Source organism: Salinilacihabitans rarus (assembly GCF_024296665.1).
Taxonomy (GTDB): domain Archaea; phylum Halobacteriota; class Halobacteria; order Halobacteriales; family Natrialbaceae; genus Salinilacihabitans; species Salinilacihabitans rarus.
Window position 1 is genome coordinate 3,290,359 of sequence record NZ_CP100762.1, and the last position, 20,272, is coordinate 3,310,630.

The following is a 20,272-nucleotide window of genomic DNA, read 5'->3' on the forward strand; positions in this document are numbered from 1 at the left end:
GGCAGTCATGTATATTGTTTATAACGAAAGAGAAAGTAGGACTACTTAATTACGGTCTGATTCTATAAGCACGATTTGTCCGTCATCGATCTGGTCCAGTTTTTCATTCACCTTATCGAGGCGGTCCAAAACGGTGTTTGCCTCGGAAAGCAAGTTATTTGCTCTCTCTTCGGTTGGCCGTTCTTCGTTCTCTACCTCAGTAGTCACTTCATCCGTGATGTTCGCGTTCGGGAGTTCCTGACGTAAGCGCTCGGTGACACGCTGGAGTTCAGACCACGTCTCACCGCCAGTACCGGGACGCTTCGGATCTTCGGCTTCCTGAATCAACTGGCGTACGCGTCGTTTCGTGGGCGGTCGCGACGCGGAAAGCACCGTCTCGACTGCCTCAGTCGTTGGCGACTCAGGATGTTCTTCGCGCAACTGTTCGCCGGCATCCTGTAGCTGAGACCAGAGGCTCGAACCGCTACTGTCGTCGAACAACTCACGAACGCGTTCGTAGGTTTCGGCCTGCTGAACGACGGTCGAATCGACTATCTCTCGTTCAGTTACGTCGTCCCCATCCCAGATCGGCTCGAACGTCTCCTCGAGATCATTGAGATCGATCTCGTCGAATTCCGTTGTGGCTTCGTCGAGGACTCTCTGAACGGAGTCTTGGTTCGAGCGTATCCAAGTAGTGAGATCAGTACAGATCCCGTCAGGGTCAGATGCAGTGGTGGTATCTCCCGTCACCCGACGATACTGTGCCGAGAGTGCATCAATGCGGTGGCTCTCAGCGTCCTGAAGCCGAGATTCAACAGTCGTGACACTGGGAACCATCTCACTCTCCGCTGTCGCTCGCATGCTGGCGGTGATCGACGCGTTCGGGTAGAGCGACGCCATCGTATCCAACTCGTCGCTGAAGCGTTCCCAAAGCGTCGTACCGTCCTCTTCGACGCCGAAGAGTTCACGAGCGTCTGCGAAGGTTTGGGCCTCCTCGAGTACGAGGTCGTCCTCACTTCCTAGATCAGACGTGGAGAGTTCCTCACCGCTGAGAGCTGGTTTGATCGTCGACTCGAAGGTCTCGAGTGTCACGTCGAACTCTCTGTCAGCGCTCTTCAGCGTGCGCTTGACGGTCGCGCTGTTCTCGTCGACCCACTGGCCGAGTTCACTCAGCCACTCGTCCGGCCCATCGCCCTCTGGGTCCTCACCCAGTACAGTCTCGACGAGTTCTTTTACCGTCTTCGGGTCGATGATCTCGACGCCGAAGCGAACCTGAAGTGACGTCAATCCGCCCTTGGTTCGCACCTGCCGTCCGATGGCAGCAGGGTCGGTCACGTAGTCGGTATCCTGCTTGAGCGCGACTGATTCGTTGGAGGTAGCGAGCGTGATGAGAAGCGCCGCGATCGACTCCTGCGGGGTCCCGCGATAGTCGCCGTTCGCAGTCTGGGTCTGCTGGAGGAGCGTCTCGACGTCGACCGACTTCTGTGACTCGTACGTGTCAATGAACTCCCGACACCATCCCGTGTCGGCGATCTCGGCGCTGGTGGTGTTGACGCCGAGCATCGCGGCGTCCGCGTCCGACAGCGGCCACTCCCCGCTGCCGCGGAAGAACTTCGCCATCGATTTCGCGTCATCGACTTCGACGAGCGGACGCGAGAGCGTCTTTCGAGATGAACCGAACACGGTGTCCACCTGGTCATCGACGACATCGGCAAGCGCGCTGGAACGCGAGCCCCGATGTTCGTGGGCTGTGTACACCGACGCGTCCTCGAGGATCTCGGTCACTGACGTTTCGAGGCGTCGTTTGTCGGCGCGGTGTTCACGCTCGAGTTCCTCGTGGGACTCGGTCTCTTCATCCAAGACTTGTCCCATGCCGATGACGTTCCGAATCCGCTCGAGCATTGGCTCGGGGACGTCAATGGTGATCAGGACGTGTTCACCGCCATCGCGACCGTCATTCACCTCTTGCCACGTCTCGACCTGCTCAGAGACCGTGTCGGGATCGTCGGCCAACACACGAACCCGAAGCGCGTCGTACTCGGGGGACGGCGCCCGGTCGACGGGCTCAAGGATGGAGTAGTCGTATCGAAGCGGGACGAGCCGCTCGTCGCTGATGTCGACCTCGTGCCGGCTGCCGTCGCTCCGGAAGAAGTCGTCGTTCTCGCGCAGCCGCGTTTCTAACCACGCCGACAGCTGGTGCGGGGAAATCTTCGCGGCCTTGTCCTGGGCGCGACTGAGGATGCTCTCCTGCTCCTCAGAGACGAGCGTGTAGACCTCGTCGCCTTCGTCGTTCGTTTCGGTGAGGACTTTCTGCTTGTCGACGAGCGTCTCCAGGCCCGACTCGGTTTTCTCGATGACGTCGTCGACGGATGCTGTGACATCGTCGATCATCAACCGGCCGAGGTTCTCCGGTGTGGAGGGAACGGCCGGTGTCTGATTCAGCAGATAGAGTCCCTTCGCGAGGCGCACCTCCCAGGCGTCCTCGTCGCCGTTGAAGGTAGGAACCAGGGTGTTATCGATCATCTCCTGAACCCACAGCGGAAGATACGTCGTCTCCTCGACCAGCAGGTCGAACAGGACGTCCCACGTGACGAGTGAGCCCTCCTCTTTCGACGCCCAGCCGAACTTGGTGAATAGCGACCTGACCAAGACGAGCAGCGCCCGACCTTGGATGTAGTCTCGGTCAGTCGACCGTCCCTGCGTGATGAGTTCCTGCATCACGGCTCGCAGAAGCGAGAGGTCGTACTCGCGGAACGGATAGGACTCGATCGGATCAGGGTCCGCGCTCGTTACCGACGAGTACGTCTCGAGCGAGAGGTCCGGCATCGACGCCACCAGTGATTCGACACGCTCAGCCCCCTCAGGCTCAGACTTCTGGAGCCAGCGCTTTCGGACGATGATCTCGGTGTCGGCTCCTTCGAGCGGAACCTGTTGATGCGTCCAATGGTCCTCTGGTGGTTCACCGATGAGGTTCTCACGGGTATCCGGGAGCGAATACTGCCCGGTAGTAACGACGACCGGATTCGGGCCACGTTGGAGCGCCTCCATCGTTTCCTCAAACTCACGATAACGATGACTGCTATCACCGACGAAGAGCGCGACCTCGTCCAGCCCCAGTAGCAACTCGGTTCGCTTGCTCCCATCGTTCAGGTCTCCGGTCACTGTCTCGACACGCGAAACGAGCTCTTCCGGATCAAACGCTTCAGGTTCGACCTCCTCTTCTGCGGCCTCGATAGATGCTTTCACTTCCGAACGACTGTCGAGATCGGTCCCCGACGTCTCTGCCATCGCCGGTAACGCGTCGTAGAGCCAACTGCGGAGGGAGGCGCGTTCGTCGAGTACGTCGTCGAATGTTTTCCCGTCGTGTTCGAACTCCTGGAGCGCCTCCCAGACGCCGTCGTACTCCATGTCGAGCGTCCAGGCCCATTCAAGCAGCCAGTTCGGGTCGGTCGGATACCCGAGTTCTCGACCGATCGCCTCGAAGATGAGGAACGGCAACGGCGGCTCTTTCGACGCGTCGCGATCGAGCAGATTGAGGAAGACCGGTTTGAGGCGGTCGACGTGAGAGCCAGTGATGGAACGCTGGAGTTCGTCGAAGCCAGGCCATTTCTCGGCTAGCCGATCGCCCAGGTAAGCGAACTCGGACTCGTCGTCAGTGATGAGACCGACGAGTTTCAGGAGGTGGGTCTTCCCTGATCCGAACGTCGCGTGGATGTAGAGGAACCGCGCAGCTTCACTGGGATGCGTCTGAATGGTGTCGCCGAGTTCTTCAAGTACCCGTTCAGCACTGTCCGTTTCGTGAAACTCCCTGACATCGCTCTCGGCCTGTTCGCGGGCATTGACCTTCTGTACTTCTTCGAGCTGTCGCGTTGGATCGCTATGAAAGAGGTCGCCGATAGTCATTGCAGATGCACCTCCTGAATTTTGCCGTCAATCTGATGTGCCGGGTAGTAGTGTCGTGACTCGCCGCCGTAGAAGCTCAATTTCCCTCCCACAAGTTCTCCGGGGAAGGGAATTCCGATTGTAGACTTCACGTTGCGTCGGTCGAGTTCGTCGAGCAGTTCTGACGCGCGTGTGAACGGATACAGACTGCCGAGGTTGAGCAAGAGGACGACGTGGCTTTGGGTCTCCAGCTGTTCTTCGCTGAGCTCGCGCTCGATCATCTGTTGGACGAGTTCTTCGGCAAGCTGGTCCTGCATCGTCTCTTCGATACGCTCACCCGGCGAAGCGTCACCCTCGAGATTGGCCAGTGGTTCACCCAGATCGACAAGGAGTTTATACACGTCAGTCTGCGGGAGTAACTCGTCGAGCCAGATCGGCTGAACAGTAACGTCGTCGGGGATTTCTGGTGGTTCCATTCGACCACTCGCCCAGGTTTCGAGGCGGTCAGCCGTCCGGTGCTCGACCGCTGGATCGACGGCAGCGATGACGAACGGGTTGCGAATCCCGTGTTGGCCTTGTGCGAACGTACGCAACTTCTCTTTGAATTCACGGTACGGCGACGAACTTCCTTGGCTCATCGAATAATCACCCCTTCGTCTGTCTCCTCGATCTCAAGGTCTTGCTGTTCAACGAGTCGCTCCAAACGTCGATTGAGCTTCTGCCGGTCGTCAGGAACGATGCCGATCTGGTCAATGTCGTCGGGCGTTCGGTCGCCGACAATCGATGATAGTTCGTCGAGCCGAGCATCTAACTCAACCGGGTCGCACTCGACTGCGTCGGCGAGTGGCTCTAATTGAGCCACGTCGTCTGTCACGTCGACGATCTCGTCTGTGTCTGCATCATCCGATAGCGTCGTGATAGCGTTCTCGATCGTTTCGTACCACTGCTGGAGCTGGCGCATCGGCGTGATATACTCGCCCTCGAAGGCAATGTGGACGCCAGCCGGAAGGTCAGTTGCTGGGAGAACCCACGGATGCTCCTCGATACGGTCGACCAGTTCACGTAGGCCCCGTTCGTCGACGAATGATTCCCACGATTGCTCGAGTACGGGAGCGAGTTCGGGAACCAGTTCCCCAGAGAAGGTACTCCAACCGTCGGTCGTCCACCATTCGCTGTCGAAGGAAGACACTGCGGACGAACGAGCTTCAATCGAATTGTGGGCCTCTTCATCGATCCACTCGAACTGACCATCTCCGATCGTCAATACCGCGTCGAGACGCTGAAGGGTGGAGAGTCGTCGGTTCCAGACGTCGGCGACCTCCTCGATCCACTCCTGTGCCTCGTTTGTCTCCCCGATCACATCTTCGATACCGTCGTCTTGCGATTTGACGGTTGAGAGGCGTTCTGTCGCGGCTTCGATTCGTTCGGATAGTTCGTCGACGAACGCCTCGAGCAAGCTCGTAACTTCGTCAGTTCGAACGTCAGTATCGACGACTAAGGTAACGTCTTCTCGAAGGCCGGTGAGCTTCGAGCGAATCTTCCGATTGGCATCCTGAAGGTTGATGAGTCCATCTGCGACAGTCTCAGTCGTCTCTTTGAAGCCACCATCTTCCAGAAGCTTCCCTAATGGCTTCCGCGGAAGCAGTTTCAGTCGTGTCGTCGAACGACTGTCGAGGTCGAGTACGGTTTCGTCTGGCAGCGTAGTACCATCTTCGTCGATAGGCACCAGACGCCCTTCTCGACAGAATCCCCAGATGATGGCACGTAGGGCAGATCGAGCCTCGTCGTAGAACGGCTTCTGTTCAACGATACCATCGAGGACCGTATTCATGTTCAGCCCCTCATCACGGTCTTTCAGCTGCCGGCCGGTGAGTGAGAGGACGTTTCGCTGGATGGTCTGTTTGCCTTGACTCTCATTCTGGTTTGACGAGGGAACCTGAATCGTTCGCGCCCATGCGGGTAGCGGCGCGTCGCTGTCGAGTTCACGTAGCTCGCGCAGTCGACTCTCGTCGATCTGGAGCATCATCGGATGGAAGTCGTCAGGATATGCGACATCGACTGCAACTTGTACTGCTTTCGAGAGGCCACTGATGTCTGTCCGGTCTTTCACGGTGTACGAGCCGCTCGCCATCGCGCTGGTCAGCTTGCTGCGGACGGCGCTCGCACGCTGCTCCAGGTCGCGTTCTACTGCTGGTGGTACATCACGAGTTGCGATAGCGTCACGAAGCGCCCACCACTCGACCAGTCGTTTGCGTAGGTCTTGGAGACCATCCGTGTCGATCTCCCAGTAGAGCGTGTCTTCCTCGGTTTGATCAGAATTTGCGTCCGGACGAACGCCTTGGATCGCGACGTCAATATCCAGACCACTCTCGGACACGATACCGGTATCGAACGTCGTCCCGTCGAGTTCGAAGTGGTACGAGACCGGGTACTCGTCGCCGGACTCACCGTACGGTACTGACTCCGGGAGAGAGAGGTCTTGGGTGATGCGCTCCCAGAGATGCTCATCCAGAGTTTCGATGACGTCGTCCCAGTCAGGATCTGTTTCGTTCTTCTCGGTCTTGTCGTAGATGAGGCGTTCCTCTTGCGTCGCAAACCGATAACGGGGCCCACTCTCTTCCTGCGTTGGCCGGATGAATTTCTGAAGTCGATCCAGTGATTCCTCGACGCGATTGGTCGTGCTGATCCACGACTGGCCATTCAGATCAGACATGACGGCCACCGCGATGTTCCCCTCGTTCATTGGAACGATTTCGTGGACTTGCTGAAGCAGTAGCACCGCCTTTGCGACATCCAGGTCGAACTCTTGGATTTCACTCTCTTCGTCGTCTACCTCGTCCGCGATGCCGGCGAACTCTTGGATTTCACTGTCATCGTCGTCTCCCCTGTTCGCGATGCCCACCGTCTCTTCGGCACCATTGATAACGCGCATATCCTTAGGGAGGATTTCACGCAGTTCCGGCTCGATTAGCTCGAAGAAGTCGACTACCGAGATGATCTGATCCTCCTCGCTTTCGTCGACCCACTCGTCGAGCAGCCCGTGCATGAGCGCGAGAATGGCCCGTGCAGTCCCCGAGAAGATAGACTTCGCGGGATCGTTCGCCTCCCGACGAAGGTTGAACAGGATCTCGAGGAATAGTGGCGCGTGATACGGGAGAAACGGATAGAATTCAACGAGTTCCTCCTCGTCGATAGCGTCGAGTGGCGGTTTCGTGTTCTGTTTGATCTCGTTGTAGACCAGCGACTCTGACGGCTTCACGTCGGCGTTATCAAGGATTCGGCGGACCGCATCTTCACCTGAGTCGGATTTCTGAAAGAGTCGGCGCTTGGCGATGTCTCCGACGTGCTTGCTCGGAAGCTGATACCGGTGGGGGAATCGGTCTTTGACGATACTGAAATCAGCGCCGTGTGCGGCAAATTTCGGCTGTACGTCTTCGATTTTCGCCTGTGCGGTCGCGACAAGTTGGATGTCACCATCACCAATGTCGTTAACGTTCTCAGCGAGGGTCTGAAGCTCAGTGAGGCGTTCAAAGTCCGTGCCGATAAAGAGGCTCACTTCGTCCAGCAAGAGGACGAGCTTGACCGGTTCGCCGAGCTCCTCTTCGCGGGCTTCTCGAAGAGATTCCAGCCGACTGACGACTTCTTCGGGGTCAATATCCGACGGCTGGAGGTCAGTGTAGCCGTCGCGCGTGCCCGTAACTTCCTCAAACAGCTCTGGGAGTGTAACGTCGGACAGAGCGCTGTACTGTTGAATATCGGTCCAGAGTCGATCTGTCTCCCAATCGTATTGCGGCGAGGTCGGCGTCACCTCCTCAACGACGGATTCGGCTCGTTCTTGCCGTTCAGGCCATGCTTCGGTCGTTTGGTACCAGTCTTCGAAGTATGCGACGTCAAGCTGAGAAGATAGCCCGGTAGAGATGTCGTCATTGACGCCAGTGAGGGTCGGATTCTGATGAGCGTGCCGAAGAACGATCTCGCTGAAACTGCGTTGCTTCTGCCCCTGGTACTTCAGCAAGTTCACCGAGACAGGGATAACGTGGTATTCAGAATGAATTCGTTTCCATCGGTTCCGCAGTTCGTCGAAGTCACTTTCGGAAGTGGCTTCGGGCACGAGGTCTGTCCAGACATCGTCGTACTGATCCTCGAGCCAGTCGGTATCCATCAGCCCATCGAGAACGGTGAGCAGATGGCTCTTGCCACTCCCGTAGTAGCCATAGAGCCAGTAGTTCGATCCCGTGCGCATGTCCTCGGCTTCACCGAGCAGCCGGTTGACGAAGTCTTCGAGGAAGCGTTGAGAGTCGGCCGTCACATGGTACGATTCGATGGCTTGTTCTCGGTGCTGGTTTTCGTCCTCAGTCTGCTCTTCTCGATCGATACGTACCGATTCCTCGAAGTCCTCAGGGAGGTCTTCAAACCAGTTCGCGTCGGCCATTATTCAGCACCCTCCTGACTGACCCATGAGTACGGTTCGGTAACTGGCCGAAGTTGGAGGCTTCCATGTAGTTCAACGAACTCCCACTCATCTGTCTCAGCTGCCCTGTCGTAGAGTTCTTCCCAGCGATCACTCGGTTGGAACAGGTAGAGGAGACCAGTCGGTGACTCAAACCAGTCATCCGCACCCACCTCGTACGAATATCCCATCGCGACGAGGAGTGGGATGTCTCCCAGCGATGGTGGGTTCCCAACCACGTCTTGCTGATTTTCCAGCACGCCGATTTCACGCATGACCGAGCGGAACCCTTCGCACCACCGTTTCGTAGTAGATTCAGCGTAGTCGAACGATGTCCCGTCAGCGTACTCGAACTCGTTGAGGATAGTCATGAGCGTCTCATTGGAGAAATCGAGGGCATCAGGATGATCCGATGAAAGTCGCTGAATATATTCGTGGACGACGTAGCGAACAAGTGCGTCGTCAGCGATGAGATATGGATAGAGCACTTGCGCTTTATCTCTCGATGTCGCGCAAGCATCTAGCACGGCGGGAAGATCGCGCGGATTCGGAAGGTCTGCGGGGGCGTTCTTGAACCGGGATGTGAGTACACGGTATATTTTTTGAGCACTGCCTCTCGTGCTACGGTTTGCACGGCGTTCATCAAACCAGACTTCCTTGACTGTGTTCCAGTTACCGTGCTCTTCGTACAGGCTCGAAAGTTCCTCTGCTCGCTCAACGAGAAGACCACACATGGTTAGATCCATGTTCACGTCCGAACTCGAGAGCTGGCGGGAAAGTGAGGGTAATCGCGTGCCCCCGCCGTCCGAAAGGATCGTCATACGTCGAGGATGCCTGTCGACCTACTTTACTGTTCGTCATCCGGGAATCCAGATTCAATCGCTAAACGAGACGTGACCGATCGGTTTGGGCGAGGGTTTATGTCTGGCACATCATAGAGGCTAGTTTGTGCAGCGCAATGGACGAACAGCAGGCTCGGTTACATACCCTGCTGAAAACATCGAGACGGTTCGAATCGATCCAGAAGCAATCGTTGATGCTCATCAGATCAACCATGAGCGTCAGCATGCATCGTCTTCAAGAGTGATTCGGATCTCCCCTCCTTTTGACACTGAGGTTGAGGGAAAGCCGTTTACAGCGGAATCTGGCAACTCGTACCCGCTAGAGATGTCTCCGAAGCCGATCCACATTCAGCCGTCTGCTTTTCTTGAAGAGACCGGAACGAACCTGATCGAATTCCCCACTCATCAGAAGGAGCGGGAACTCCTTCAGGAAGAACCGAACGTATCCCTCACAGAAAAGAACGTGGAAGAGTGGTACCAGCAGCAACTGGAGGTTTGGAAAGAAGATGTGCGAGCCGCTATCAAAGATAGTATCTCGGTTGATTTAGAGGGAAGTAGTACCCTGGATGCAGACCTAACTATAGACGACTAAGGGAAATTGGAATCTTCGTATCGGTAGGACAATCTTTTATATGGATGCTACTTCCATTGAACGATAATGGGTCTACTAGCGATTGACATTGAAACCGCTAGCCCGTTTGAGGAACCCTCTCCGGGAGAAAACGATCCTCGATACTTCGAATGGGTCATCACCTCTGTTGCTTATCAGTCAGACAGGTCATCAGACCCGGAAACAGATATTCTGTTCCGAAAGGGCGGCTGGGATGGCGAATACACGGCTGAAATGCTTGATCAGTTATTTGCTTGGTGTGACGGAAAAGAGATCGATCAAGTGTTGACCTACAACGGTACTTGGTTTGATCTCAAACTCATCGGAACGTGGGCAAAACAGTTGGAGGAGAACGGCATTCGAGAAGGAGGATATTCAGACCTCTGTAGCTTGTTCAACCAACACATCGATCTGGCCAAAGCGGCAGCCGACCAGTATTCTGATGAGCTCTGGGACGATCAGCACATACTCCCTGACTGGAAGGCTTATCAGTTGGCTGGAATAGACAATGAGAGTACGTGGTACTCTGACTACGAATTCAACGATGCGTACTTCGATGGCTTAGGAATCGATAGTAAACACGTAAAGGGAAAACACGTAGGACAGGTACTCGGTGAGCGATACGTGGACGGTGTCGTTAACGGACTCGAAGAAACGAGTACCCACCAAGAGTTAGAACAGCTCCTCTCTGATTATGCGGAAAGCGACGTAGCCGACCTCTTCGAGCTATATGACGTTCTTGGTGGTGATTCACTACAGAATGACTATCACTACCCCTTAGAGGAGATCATCCAATGAGTGGAATCGATGACCTTCAGCCTGAAGACGCAGAGCTCGTCGAGTCGATTATGGAGTCCCATGGCTACGAATCGCTAAAGGAGACTCAACGGTTGGCATTCGAAGATGGGATCACAGAACCAGGAAATCACCTCCTCGTCGCTGAAACGGGAAACGGAAAAACGCTATGTGCAGAAGCGGTAGCGAAAAAGCGACTGGAAAACGGAAAACGGGTTGCGTATCTAGTTCCTTCTCGTCAGCTCGTTCGGGCGAAGAAGGAATCGATCCAAGAGTGGGCAGAAGATGAGTATAAGGTATGGTCTGGCCCACGGGCATACCAGTCGGCAGACGTTGTCGTTGCAACCTTCGATTCGTTCTACAGGGCTATTCTCCAGAATCGAGGGAATGCCAGAAGTCTGGATCTAGCCATCCTCGACGACTTCCACGAGATATACGGTGGCTTCCGAGGGCCTGAAATTGAGAAAGCGATTGCCGCATCGATGTACGAGGGGATCGAAATTTTCGCCCTCAGTGCCACCCTTGGCAACCCAGAGAACCTCGCTGAATGGATGGATGCTGATCTAACGGTAAGCCCTGAAGGCCGGCAGATACCAATCCGTGAGCAAATTGAACCTGTTCAGCGTCAAGACAAGGGCGAAGCAATCGTCGACCTACTTCGGCGGGAGCAGGACAAGGGCCCCTTCCTTGTATTCAATTACGCAAAGCCGTGGACCCAATCGCGAGCCGAAGCCGTCGCAGACACGAGGCTGTTCGCTGACCTTTCAGATAGGGATTTTCACAACGAATTGCGGAACAAAATCGACGGTGAGATGACCGAGACACTGCGTGACCTTGCGAGAATGATGTCACGCGGGGTTGCTTTCCACCACGCTGATCTTCCAAACGATGTCAAACACTGGATCGAGGATCTCTATGCTGACGGTGAACTGGGCTGTCTCTTTGCCACCACCACGATCGCGTATGGATTTGATGCACCAGTTCAATCGGTCGTCGTTGCGGACATCACAAGAGGGCCTCACTACGTCGGTGTTTACGAGTACGTTCAATGGATCGGTAGAGCGGCACGTCCTGGATACGGTTACGATGAAGGATACGCTTTCACTCTCACAGACACCCCGGAAGAAACCAAGGAACGTTTCTTTGAGCCGCATCGCGTTCTCGAAGACGTAACGACGCACATCGAGAACGACGTTGCCTTCCAATGGCTTTTGTTAGAGCTGATCGCAACTGGATGGGACACGCCACACGAGATCGAGGCCTTCGTCAAAGAGATGCTCTACTGGGAGCAAATGGAACAGATTGGCGCGTGGGGACGCCAACGAGATAATCGGGACCAGAGACTGAATGATAGACTGCGAGAAACTGCGAACTGGCTGGAGGAGTACGACTTCGTAATTGAGAAAGATACCGCCAGACAGTTCGAACCCACAGCCCTCGGACAGGGTTCGGTAGAATTCTCTTTCAATTCATTCGTTAGTGCCCCTCTCAGTAGCCTTCGGACGTTCTATGACTGGCTCGAAGAGACGCCCCACGAAGATGTGACTCCTCTTCATCTGATTGATAGAGTGGCTCGTCAATTCGATAGAACAATCAACGCGTCTGAGTCAGATGTCAACCCTGAATTACAGGGGCTTTTGCAAGAACACGATCTGCCAATTGATGATGCAGCGATCACTGCTGGGGTTATCTACTGGTATTGGATGTCGAACTTCGATAATACACAAATAGAAAACCGGGCAGGTATTGATCCAACCTATCTGCCGAGCACTACCAGAAAGCTGTCGGACACTATTGATGCTACAAAGTACCTCATGGATGCTTCGCCGGATGCACGGAAGCCCGACTGGTTTGATACCCTTGTATTCAAAGTAGAGCGTGGTGTCCGAAGTGAGGAAGTTCCCTTCGTTGAGAACATCCGTGGCTTGGGGCGGTATCGAGTTCGACAACTGCGACGCTATGTCGAAGGCAGCAATGTGATTGGCGCCGGCGAATTGGAGGGCGATAGTCTCTGGGGTTTACTCCAAGCGCTCTTCGAAAGAGTCGGCGATTCGAACCAGTTCGAAGACGTTCTCAAAGGGAATATTTCTGGCATTGGTCCATCCACTGCACAAGGAATACGGGAGTTTGTCGAAACGGCAGAAGTATCTGATGAGTACCACCAAGACGACAATGACTGGGAGGCAGTGCGTCCCTCTTCAGAACCGCCCGAGGACGATGGTGGGTTTAGTCGTGCCACCCGGCTTGACGAGTTTTAGTCTACAACTCTCGTATTGAGTTGATCGATTTTGAATATACCACACGCATTTATTATTGTGAGATAATATATTTGAACCATGTCTACGGTAGAACTCCTCTCCTTCACACTCGAGAATTATACACCGTATTTTGACGCCGGTATCGACCTCGAGCTTTACGATCAGGACGAAGAGGAATGGTTCTCTCTTCGGTCAACCGACTATTCGCCTCGTTCACTGGTGGATGCACTCGAAAACGGACACATCAAAGAAGAGCACGTTAGATTTACCGAGGAGGACGCATCAGCGTATCTCGTACACCTAAAAGAGACAGGGATCGAGGAGCAACTTCACCAAGAACGTCTCATGAACCGCTCACGATTGGTGGCACTTGCTGATAACGACTATACTACTACCCAGGATTTCCTCGGTACTGCTGACCCGATCGACATCTCAAAAGAAACTGGCGTAGAGCGCAGTATTGTAAGTGAAATAGCTACAAATCACGTTGGTGGCTTCTCTTCCGCGGGATCATTTGGTGATGGTGGACCCCTAGAAAGCCTCTCCCCATCAGATGACTTTCGAGGATGGAACCTCACTACAAATACGGATAATCGTATAAGATGGGTTACCAGCGGTGGCTTTCGTCTTACGATTACGCCGACACCCGATGATAGTGTAACTGTTACCGGTAATGCGCCGAACGATGAGCGCCACCCTTGGTACCGAAAAGGTTGGTCAGTCGAACCCGACCCCGATTCTATATTGACGCCTGAAGTGGCTCTAGATCGTGCTCATGAGTGGTTAGCTGATCACGAGCTGGTCTACTCAGATGATCTAGCCGCATTACCCCAGATCGGTCCTGCCACAAGGGATTACCTCGCACTCGACTATGAGATCACAACTATAGAAGGGCTTAGAGACTTCGCAACTACGAACCGAGACAAATTTGATGACATCTTTGGGGATCCTGGAAGGGAACTACTCACGGCTTTAGAAGTTGAGCAGTAGTTTACGGTTCCTAAGCATATCCACCACCAAGTTAGCCTGAAGACCGTTTATGAAACAGATTCCAGACATTTATCGGTCGTGAATTGAAACTGTGTTTATATAATTTGGAGAGATCAGATAGCCACAGATATTTTACCATTGCATCGGGATGACTGCACGGGGTTTCCTAGAGTATGTATGCAGTTTGCCCACATTTAAATATTCATTCTGATAATATCCTACTGAATGGCATCGCGATCTATGTACAGAACCAACATATCAAATTTCATATTCCAGAATATCCTTTTTCTGATGTCGAGAGTGCTTCGCCTTCTTTCGATCTCGGAACCGGTGTGGGCAGATTGCCCACACAACTACAACTTTGTTTATGAGTATGAAAAGAATACCCATGAGGATACATATATAAACATTCACTCATACAGAATATCACTAATCTGAGTTCGCTATCCGGCTTGCGTCTGTGGATTCTTGATGAGTTGTGTGCATCTTGCCCACATAATCATCATCCCGAGAGGATATAATTCTGGCATGGAATTATTGCCAGTAAACTAATGGTGAAATATCTGTTTGTGTTGGCATTTGGGGCCTAAAGAAGTCACAAAAAGCGTGAGAGAGATATTGGGGTTTTAGGCAGAATTCTCTCACGCTTTCTCCGAGGAGTTACCACAGATTCCACAGGGGAAGAGAAGAGATACCACGAATACCACAGGCGTGTACCGTCGATCTCAGTCCGTAAGTACATGGGGGTACACGCCATTCAGGCGCAGTGGTCGTTCTATTAGCCACTGGGACATCACCTCAAACGCCGATTGGGCTCAATCAGGAATCAGCATAATTCTCTACAACTCTATATTCTTATGTTTTATCCTGACTTGTTTACTCCAAGTGATCGTCTCCTATCGGCGACCACTCCTCATCGGTTCCGTCGTTCCGCCGTTCTGAATACACCTCTTGAAATCTGATGGCTTTTTACCACTGACTCTCGATCAGGGGTTGGAATTAGTGATTGCTGAAGAGGGTTGATGAGTCGAATCGATCTCCCGAATCAAGTTTTGAAGTTCCTCACGGGGAAGGGGATCGATTCTTTGCTGTGTCCCGTCATCAGTATAGAAGATAGACGCTGTAACCTCTCGATCGGGATATTGAGACGTAGCTACGTGGAAGTAGACGCTAAGCTGTTTTCGATACTCAGACTCTGCATGACGGCTGCGATCGGTCTTATAATCCACTATCTCGACCCGGCTAGGAGTGATATGGACGAGATCGACGATACCAGAGATAGTGACTTCATCACCATCTACCGTGAGTGGGAGATAGACGTCCTCTTCCACCAGTAATTCGCCCTCGAGATCATCGATCAACTGCTGAACGTGCCGCTCATCCTCGTTCGCCGGAGTGGCGTCAGTACCGAGGGCGTACGCTTCTGCGAAGTCGTGAACTCTCGTACCGAACTCACTTCCCATGCCTTCTTCGACATCCTCGAATACGTCATCGCGCATCAGCGTGTGTGGTGTATGTCCTTTCGGTCCCTCGGGAGCGGGGATGTCGACTTGGAATTGGGCTTGTTCTGTTGCGTCTATAGTAACCTCGTCTGGATCAGGAACCGCTGACCTGGCGTCTACAGGGAGTTCTTCGAGGAAGGTGTTCGGGTCCTCTCCTGCCGTGAAAACGACGTGGCTCTCAGCCCGCGTGATTGCGACGTATAGCAGACGACGTTCTTCGTCGTAATCGCGCGGAAGACATTTCTGAATCACGTCGGATCGCCAGTTGTCGTAGACGTGTGGCATACCGTGTGCATCCTCAGCATACTCCTTCTGCTGTCGGAGACCGACCGGTTCCTCGAAGCTGATCGTGTCACTGCTACCGCCAGACGGTGGGAACCGACCGCTATTCATGTTTGCGAGGATGACGATGGGATACTCCAGCCCTTTCGCGGAGTGAATCGTTTGGACCGTCACCGAATTCGCCCCAGCACTCGCGCTGACCTCGTGGGTACTTCCAGCTTCGATCCCGCGTTCGATGAACCGGATGAGGTCCCCCCGAGTCATGGTCGTCTCGTTACGTACTGACTGAATCGTGTGGAGGACCACATCGGCCGTCGCGCCGTCGTATCCATACTGTTCGAATACACGGCGTGCGACTCCGCCGAGCGTCTCCATCGCGGCCAATTTCTCCCGGAACTCGACCATGTTCTGTGGATAGCGTTCCTGCTCGAGGATGCGACCCACCTCGTCAATAGTATACTCTGCTTCTTCGAGGACGGCAGCCCAGCCGCGGTCGAGATCGTCTTCGAGGATTCTGAGCCACGCCAAGAGGAGCTTTGCTTGATCGGTCCGGAATAGTTCGATACCGCCTTCGTAGGCCATTGGCAACCCGTATTCCTCGGCAGTCTGAAGCAGTTCACGGCCGAAATCTCTCGTTCGAGTCAGCACTGCGATGTCGCGGTATTCTGCTGGACGAAGGTTTCCGTCTTCATCCTCTACCTGATAGGTGTCGTTTCCGACGATCTCCTGTGCCTTTTCGACGATCAGCTCGTGCTCTTGTTCGCTCTGTACCGCTTCGATAGTCGTGTTCTCGTGATCGGTGTTCGACTGGAGCTGTGTGATTCGGTCTCGGGTTTCTTCGACGTCGACCTCGTCACTGCTCGCTGCCGGGACCAGCAGCCCATATTCCGAGAAGTCCAGAATCTCTTGGGTTGACCGATAGTTCTCGACGAACTCGATGGTGTTTACGTCGTCGGTCTCGAACGAGACGCGTTCAGCGTCTTCGTTCAGTTGAGTGGCGAACTGATCGATTCGGTCCCCGAACTCAATGATGTTGTCGACGTCGGCATATTGGAACCCGTAGATGCTTTGCTTCCAGTCACCCACCGCGCAGAAGTTGTCCGTCTCGGCGAGGAGCAAAGCGAGTTTGAATTGGATTTCGCTCGAGTCCTGGAACTCGTCAACCATCACGTACTCGAAAGCGACCTTGTCCCGAAGTTCGTGGTTCTCACAGAGCAGAACGAATGCGAACAGCTGGAGAAATCCGAAATTCAAGTAGTTGCGTCGAAGCGCGAACGCGAGATACTCATAGTAGACGTCGTGAACGAACTGCTTCAGCTCAGTTCGATCCTCGTTGAATACCCTGGTAGCCAAAGATGGAGGTACCTGCTTACCGCTCCCCCGAATCTCGGCCTTGTCGGGTGCATCAGGGAGATAGCATTTATTCTTCCCATAGCGGCTGAGCTTCGATCGGAGTCGGGATTGCTTACTACCGCCGTTCCGCGGCTTGTTCACCTCGTCAAACAATTGCTCGAACGCTTCGAAGTCGCCATCCAGATGCTGTCCTCCGTCGCGGTACCAGCCGTTCTCGGTCGGGAACACGCCTTTCGCCGCCAACTGTTCGACAAGGTCGAGCAGCCCACTGGGATCGGAAATGGCTCGAAAGAGATCGTCGTACTCGGGGTGATCGTCGCTGAATCGGTCGATAAACTCTTGGAATAGCGCGCTTTCGACGAGTTCGTCCTCGACGATTCGAGTGGAGTTTGTGATCGTATCGTCGATCCCCAGGTACGTGGGCGCAGCGTGGCCGTGCTCCTGGAGGATGTCGTGACATAGTGAGTGGAACGTCTGAATGGGGGCATCGGCGAGTTCACGCATACCGTAGTCGCTTCGCCCGACGATGCGTTCTTTCATCTCAGTCGCCGCGTTGTTGGTAAACGTCACGAGCAGGACGTCGTCCGGTTCGACGTCGGGTTGCTCGACGATGGTAGCGTAGCGTCGAGTGATCGCGAACGTCTTGCCGGTCCCTGCCCCGGCGTCGACGAGATAGATGCCCTCAGTGCTGTCAATGAGTTCTCGTTGCTGATCGTTAGGTTCAGTCATCGGTTTCGAGAATCAGGTCGCGGTTGTCCACGTAGCGGTAGTTCGGCTCGCCAGCGAGTCCCTCGACAGGGAATCGCTCGTCGCCCCGTCGCCGCCGATTCAGTTCTTCGAGGCGGTCGTCGACGAACTGCTCGAACGCATCGAGATCCTCGCGGAAGTAATTGCGACTTCGAACTCGCATCAACTGCCGCATCAATTGCTTGCAGCCCGTCGAGACGTACTTGTAGTCGCCGACGCACTCTTTCATCCGCGACGTCAGTGCGTCACCGAACGTCGACTCAATGAGTTCCTCACTGTCGCGCGTGTCCGGTATCGATGCTTCCTCGAATACTGCCCGGTAGTCGTCGTATTCGATCTTTCCGAGCGTTTTCCGGCATTTCCCGGACCCGTCCTCCCGGAGTTCTTCGAACATTTCTCGCGACCGGGCGTGACGCTCGAACGAGGTAGGGTAGTATGTGATCGTCGTAAGCGTATCGTCGAGGTCGGCGTCACCAGTGACGACATCGTCGAGGGTTTCGAGGAAGTGGAAGAACGTGAACTCGAGTTGGTCGTCCGGTTGCTGGGTCCGCCAATGTGTGAGGTAGAGAAGCGCCTGGAAGTTCGGCGAGTCGTTCGGTGGGTCGATGGCCGAGTTCTTCACTACCTGCGAAGCACGCTTTCGGCTACCGCTCTTGTGGTCAACGAGCCGTGTCGGCTCGTGCACGAGATCGATCTTCCCCTTGAGCCCTAACGTCTCGTTCTCGAACCAGCGTTCGGTGATTGACGACTCGATTGGTCGGTTGAAGTGGTCAGCGAATACGTTTTCTCCTCGCCCTCCGTCCGGCGTAAGGAAGGTTCCATCTTGGGGCGCGTTCTCTGAGAGGAACGATGTGATAGTCTGGAGCCCGACCCTGTACTTCGTGCGGCGCGTCTTCTGGTCGACGGAGCGAACGAATGGCCTGGTCTTGTCGAGAATGATCTCAACGGCCTCCTCGATTACGTCTCCATCGACGGCATCAGGATGTGCGACGTAGAACTCGGCGAAGTCGTGGAATAGGTTTCCCTCCTTGAAGTAATCCTTGTCGGGACTATCGACGAGACGACTGAAGAAGTGGTCGCGCGGACAGTTAATGTACGTGCTGAGACTGGATTGACTGACCGTTTCGACTTCAGTTGGTAGAGCGTCGATAGGCTCCTTCTCGAACCCAGTACCTTGTGGTCGGGTCGCCTTTGCATGCGTTACTGACTCGAGATCGCTGAATCGTTCGAACTCTTCGTCGAGTAGTTCCTCGAAGTACAAACAGGGTGTGACGGGCGCGCCGCCGTTCGTGTCCTGTACGAGGTAATACTGTTCGACACCGCTCTGAAGGAGGAGCTGGAACTGCTGAATGTTCTTGACGTATTGATCCTCCTGGTCGACCCATGGGCGACGCGGTGAAGAGTGAGTCCATCCCTCGTCAAGGCCTAGACAGAATACAACTGGTCGGTCGACGTACGCGGCCGACTTAGCATCAGCGAGCAGTACACCCTCGTTCTCACGGTCGACTGGCACCTCGTATGACTGGAGATAGAACTCAAGCTGATTTACTGCTGCCTCCGTGACCGGGATATTATCGATCCTGAGTGCGTCTAGCTCGTCACGGAAATCATCCATCGAGCACTCAGTGCGTCGCTCGAACGCTGATAGCGACTGTTCGAACGTTCGCTCTTCGATGGAGCCGCAGAACTTGCGAAGCCACTCGACGTCAGGCGTATCGAAATCATGCAGGCGCTTTTCGAGGTGTTCAACATCAACTGTGACACCGAGTCTACTCAGGATAGATTTAACGTCGCGAACGCGAGTATCTGTTCCGCGATGCGCGATACGAAGTAATTGGCAGAACGCTCGGTGATCCGGATCGTCAATGAACCCTGGACCGCCATAGAACGGAATATCGGCCGATTCGAAGGCTGATTCCACTAGTGTAGAATACTCGCTCGCGCTGTCGAGGATGATAGCGACGTCCTCTGCGTTCTCAGCCGAGATGCTGTCTATCAGTGTATCGACAATGGCGGCAGTTGAGTCGAAGATGTGGAACAGTGGAAGGTCGAAACTCTCGTCGCTGAACGGGCTGAACGTATCATAGTCATCCGGAAGTATCGATCGCTCGAGCGTCGTCAGCTGATCTTCTCCAACGACAGCTACATTAGTGTCGTTTGAGACGCTGTATTCAGTTAATTGACTGGACGTCGTTTCGAGCTCGTTCAGGTATTTTACCGCTGCTTCAGTTGCCTCGTCAGCATACGCATTATATTCGAGGACAGAGTCAATGCGACCTTGGTGTTCCCAGCACTGAAGGATGTTACCGATCGCATAGGCACATAGTTTCCAGTCGAGATCAGTACGCTCGATGAGTTCTAAGAACGCGGTCCGGTCCTCGGCTTCCTCACGTCTCCCGGCGGCGAGACGTCGTGGGGTAGTCGCGAACGTCCCGAGATGCGGTCTGTCGAGGCGTCGATTTAGGGCACTGGCAAGCGGTGCATCGGGTGCGAGCACAAGGTCGTGGTCAGCGACTCGCTCATATAAGTCATCGAGAGGTGTTGCCCGGGTTATTGACACCTTCCGAAATGTTGATACAGGA

The 20,272-nt window shown here is 54.4% G+C and carries 10 protein-coding genes; 4 read left to right on the forward strand and 6 right to left on the reverse strand.

Annotation, left to right across the window (positions count from 1 at the left end; all coding sequences use genetic code 11):
• Positions 1-45: 45 nt before the first annotated feature.
• From NKG98_RS17310 to NKG98_RS17325, 4 genes are read right to left on the reverse strand one after another with little or no spacing between them, the layout of a single operon-like run.
• Positions 46-3,882, reverse strand: coding sequence for a hypothetical protein (locus NKG98_RS17310; RefSeq protein ID WP_254767378.1), 3,837 nt, complete (start codon positions 3,880-3,882; stop codon positions 46-48).
• Positions 3,879-4,499: a BREX protein BrxB domain-containing protein gene (locus NKG98_RS17315; protein ID WP_254767379.1), complete on the reverse strand. Its 621-nt coding sequence runs from the start codon at positions 4,497-4,499 to the stop codon at positions 3,879-3,881. The genes NKG98_RS17310 and NKG98_RS17315 overlap by 4 nt, the downstream gene beginning before the upstream one ends.
• A complete protein-coding gene (locus NKG98_RS17320) occupies positions 4,496-8,293 on the reverse strand; it encodes a hypothetical protein (RefSeq protein WP_254767380.1) in 3,798 nt (1,265 codons plus the stop codon). Before NKG98_RS17320 ends, NKG98_RS17315 begins: the two co-directional genes overlap by 4 nt.
• A complete protein-coding gene (locus tag NKG98_RS17325) occupies positions 8,293-9,132 on the reverse strand; it encodes a DUF1819 family protein (RefSeq protein WP_254767381.1) in 840 nt (279 codons plus the stop codon). Before NKG98_RS17325 ends, NKG98_RS17320 begins: the two co-directional genes overlap by 1 nt.
• Before the next feature lie 127 nt (positions 9,133-9,259).
• On the opposite strand from NKG98_RS17325, the gene NKG98_RS17330 reads away from it, so the two are divergent.
• From NKG98_RS17330 to NKG98_RS17345, 4 genes are all read left to right on the forward strand, one after another.
• Complete coding sequence (locus NKG98_RS17330) at positions 9,260-9,745, forward strand: DUF8009 family protein (RefSeq protein ID WP_254767382.1); 486 nt, start codon at positions 9,260-9,262, stop codon at positions 9,743-9,745.
• A gap of 66 nt (positions 9,746-9,811) precedes the next feature.
• Complete coding sequence (locus NKG98_RS17335; protein ID WP_254767383.1) at positions 9,812-10,561, forward strand: hypothetical protein; 750 nt, start codon at positions 9,812-9,814, stop codon at positions 10,559-10,561.
• Positions 10,558-12,816, forward strand: coding sequence for a DEAD/DEAH box helicase (locus NKG98_RS17340; protein ID WP_254767384.1), 2,259 nt, complete (start codon positions 10,558-10,560; stop codon positions 12,814-12,816). The genes NKG98_RS17335 and NKG98_RS17340 overlap by 4 nt, the downstream gene beginning before the upstream one ends.
• 78 nt (positions 12,817-12,894) lie before the next feature.
• A complete protein-coding gene (locus tag NKG98_RS17345) occupies positions 12,895-13,806 on the forward strand; it encodes a hypothetical protein (RefSeq protein WP_254767385.1) in 912 nt (303 codons plus the stop codon).
• A gap of 986 nt (positions 13,807-14,792) precedes the next feature.
• Here NKG98_RS17345 and NKG98_RS17350 read toward each other — a convergent pair.
• Both NKG98_RS17350 and NKG98_RS17355 read right to left on the reverse strand, forming a co-directional pair.
• Positions 14,793-17,672, reverse strand: coding sequence for a UvrD-helicase domain-containing protein (locus tag NKG98_RS17350; protein ID WP_254767386.1), 2,880 nt, complete (start codon positions 17,670-17,672; stop codon positions 14,793-14,795).
• Positions 17,665-20,250: a PD-(D/E)XK nuclease family protein gene (locus tag NKG98_RS17355; protein ID WP_254767387.1), complete on the reverse strand. Its 2,586-nt coding sequence runs from the start codon at positions 20,248-20,250 to the stop codon at positions 17,665-17,667. Before NKG98_RS17355 ends, NKG98_RS17350 begins: the two co-directional genes overlap by 8 nt.
• Between the last annotated feature and the right edge of the window lie 22 nt (positions 20,251-20,272).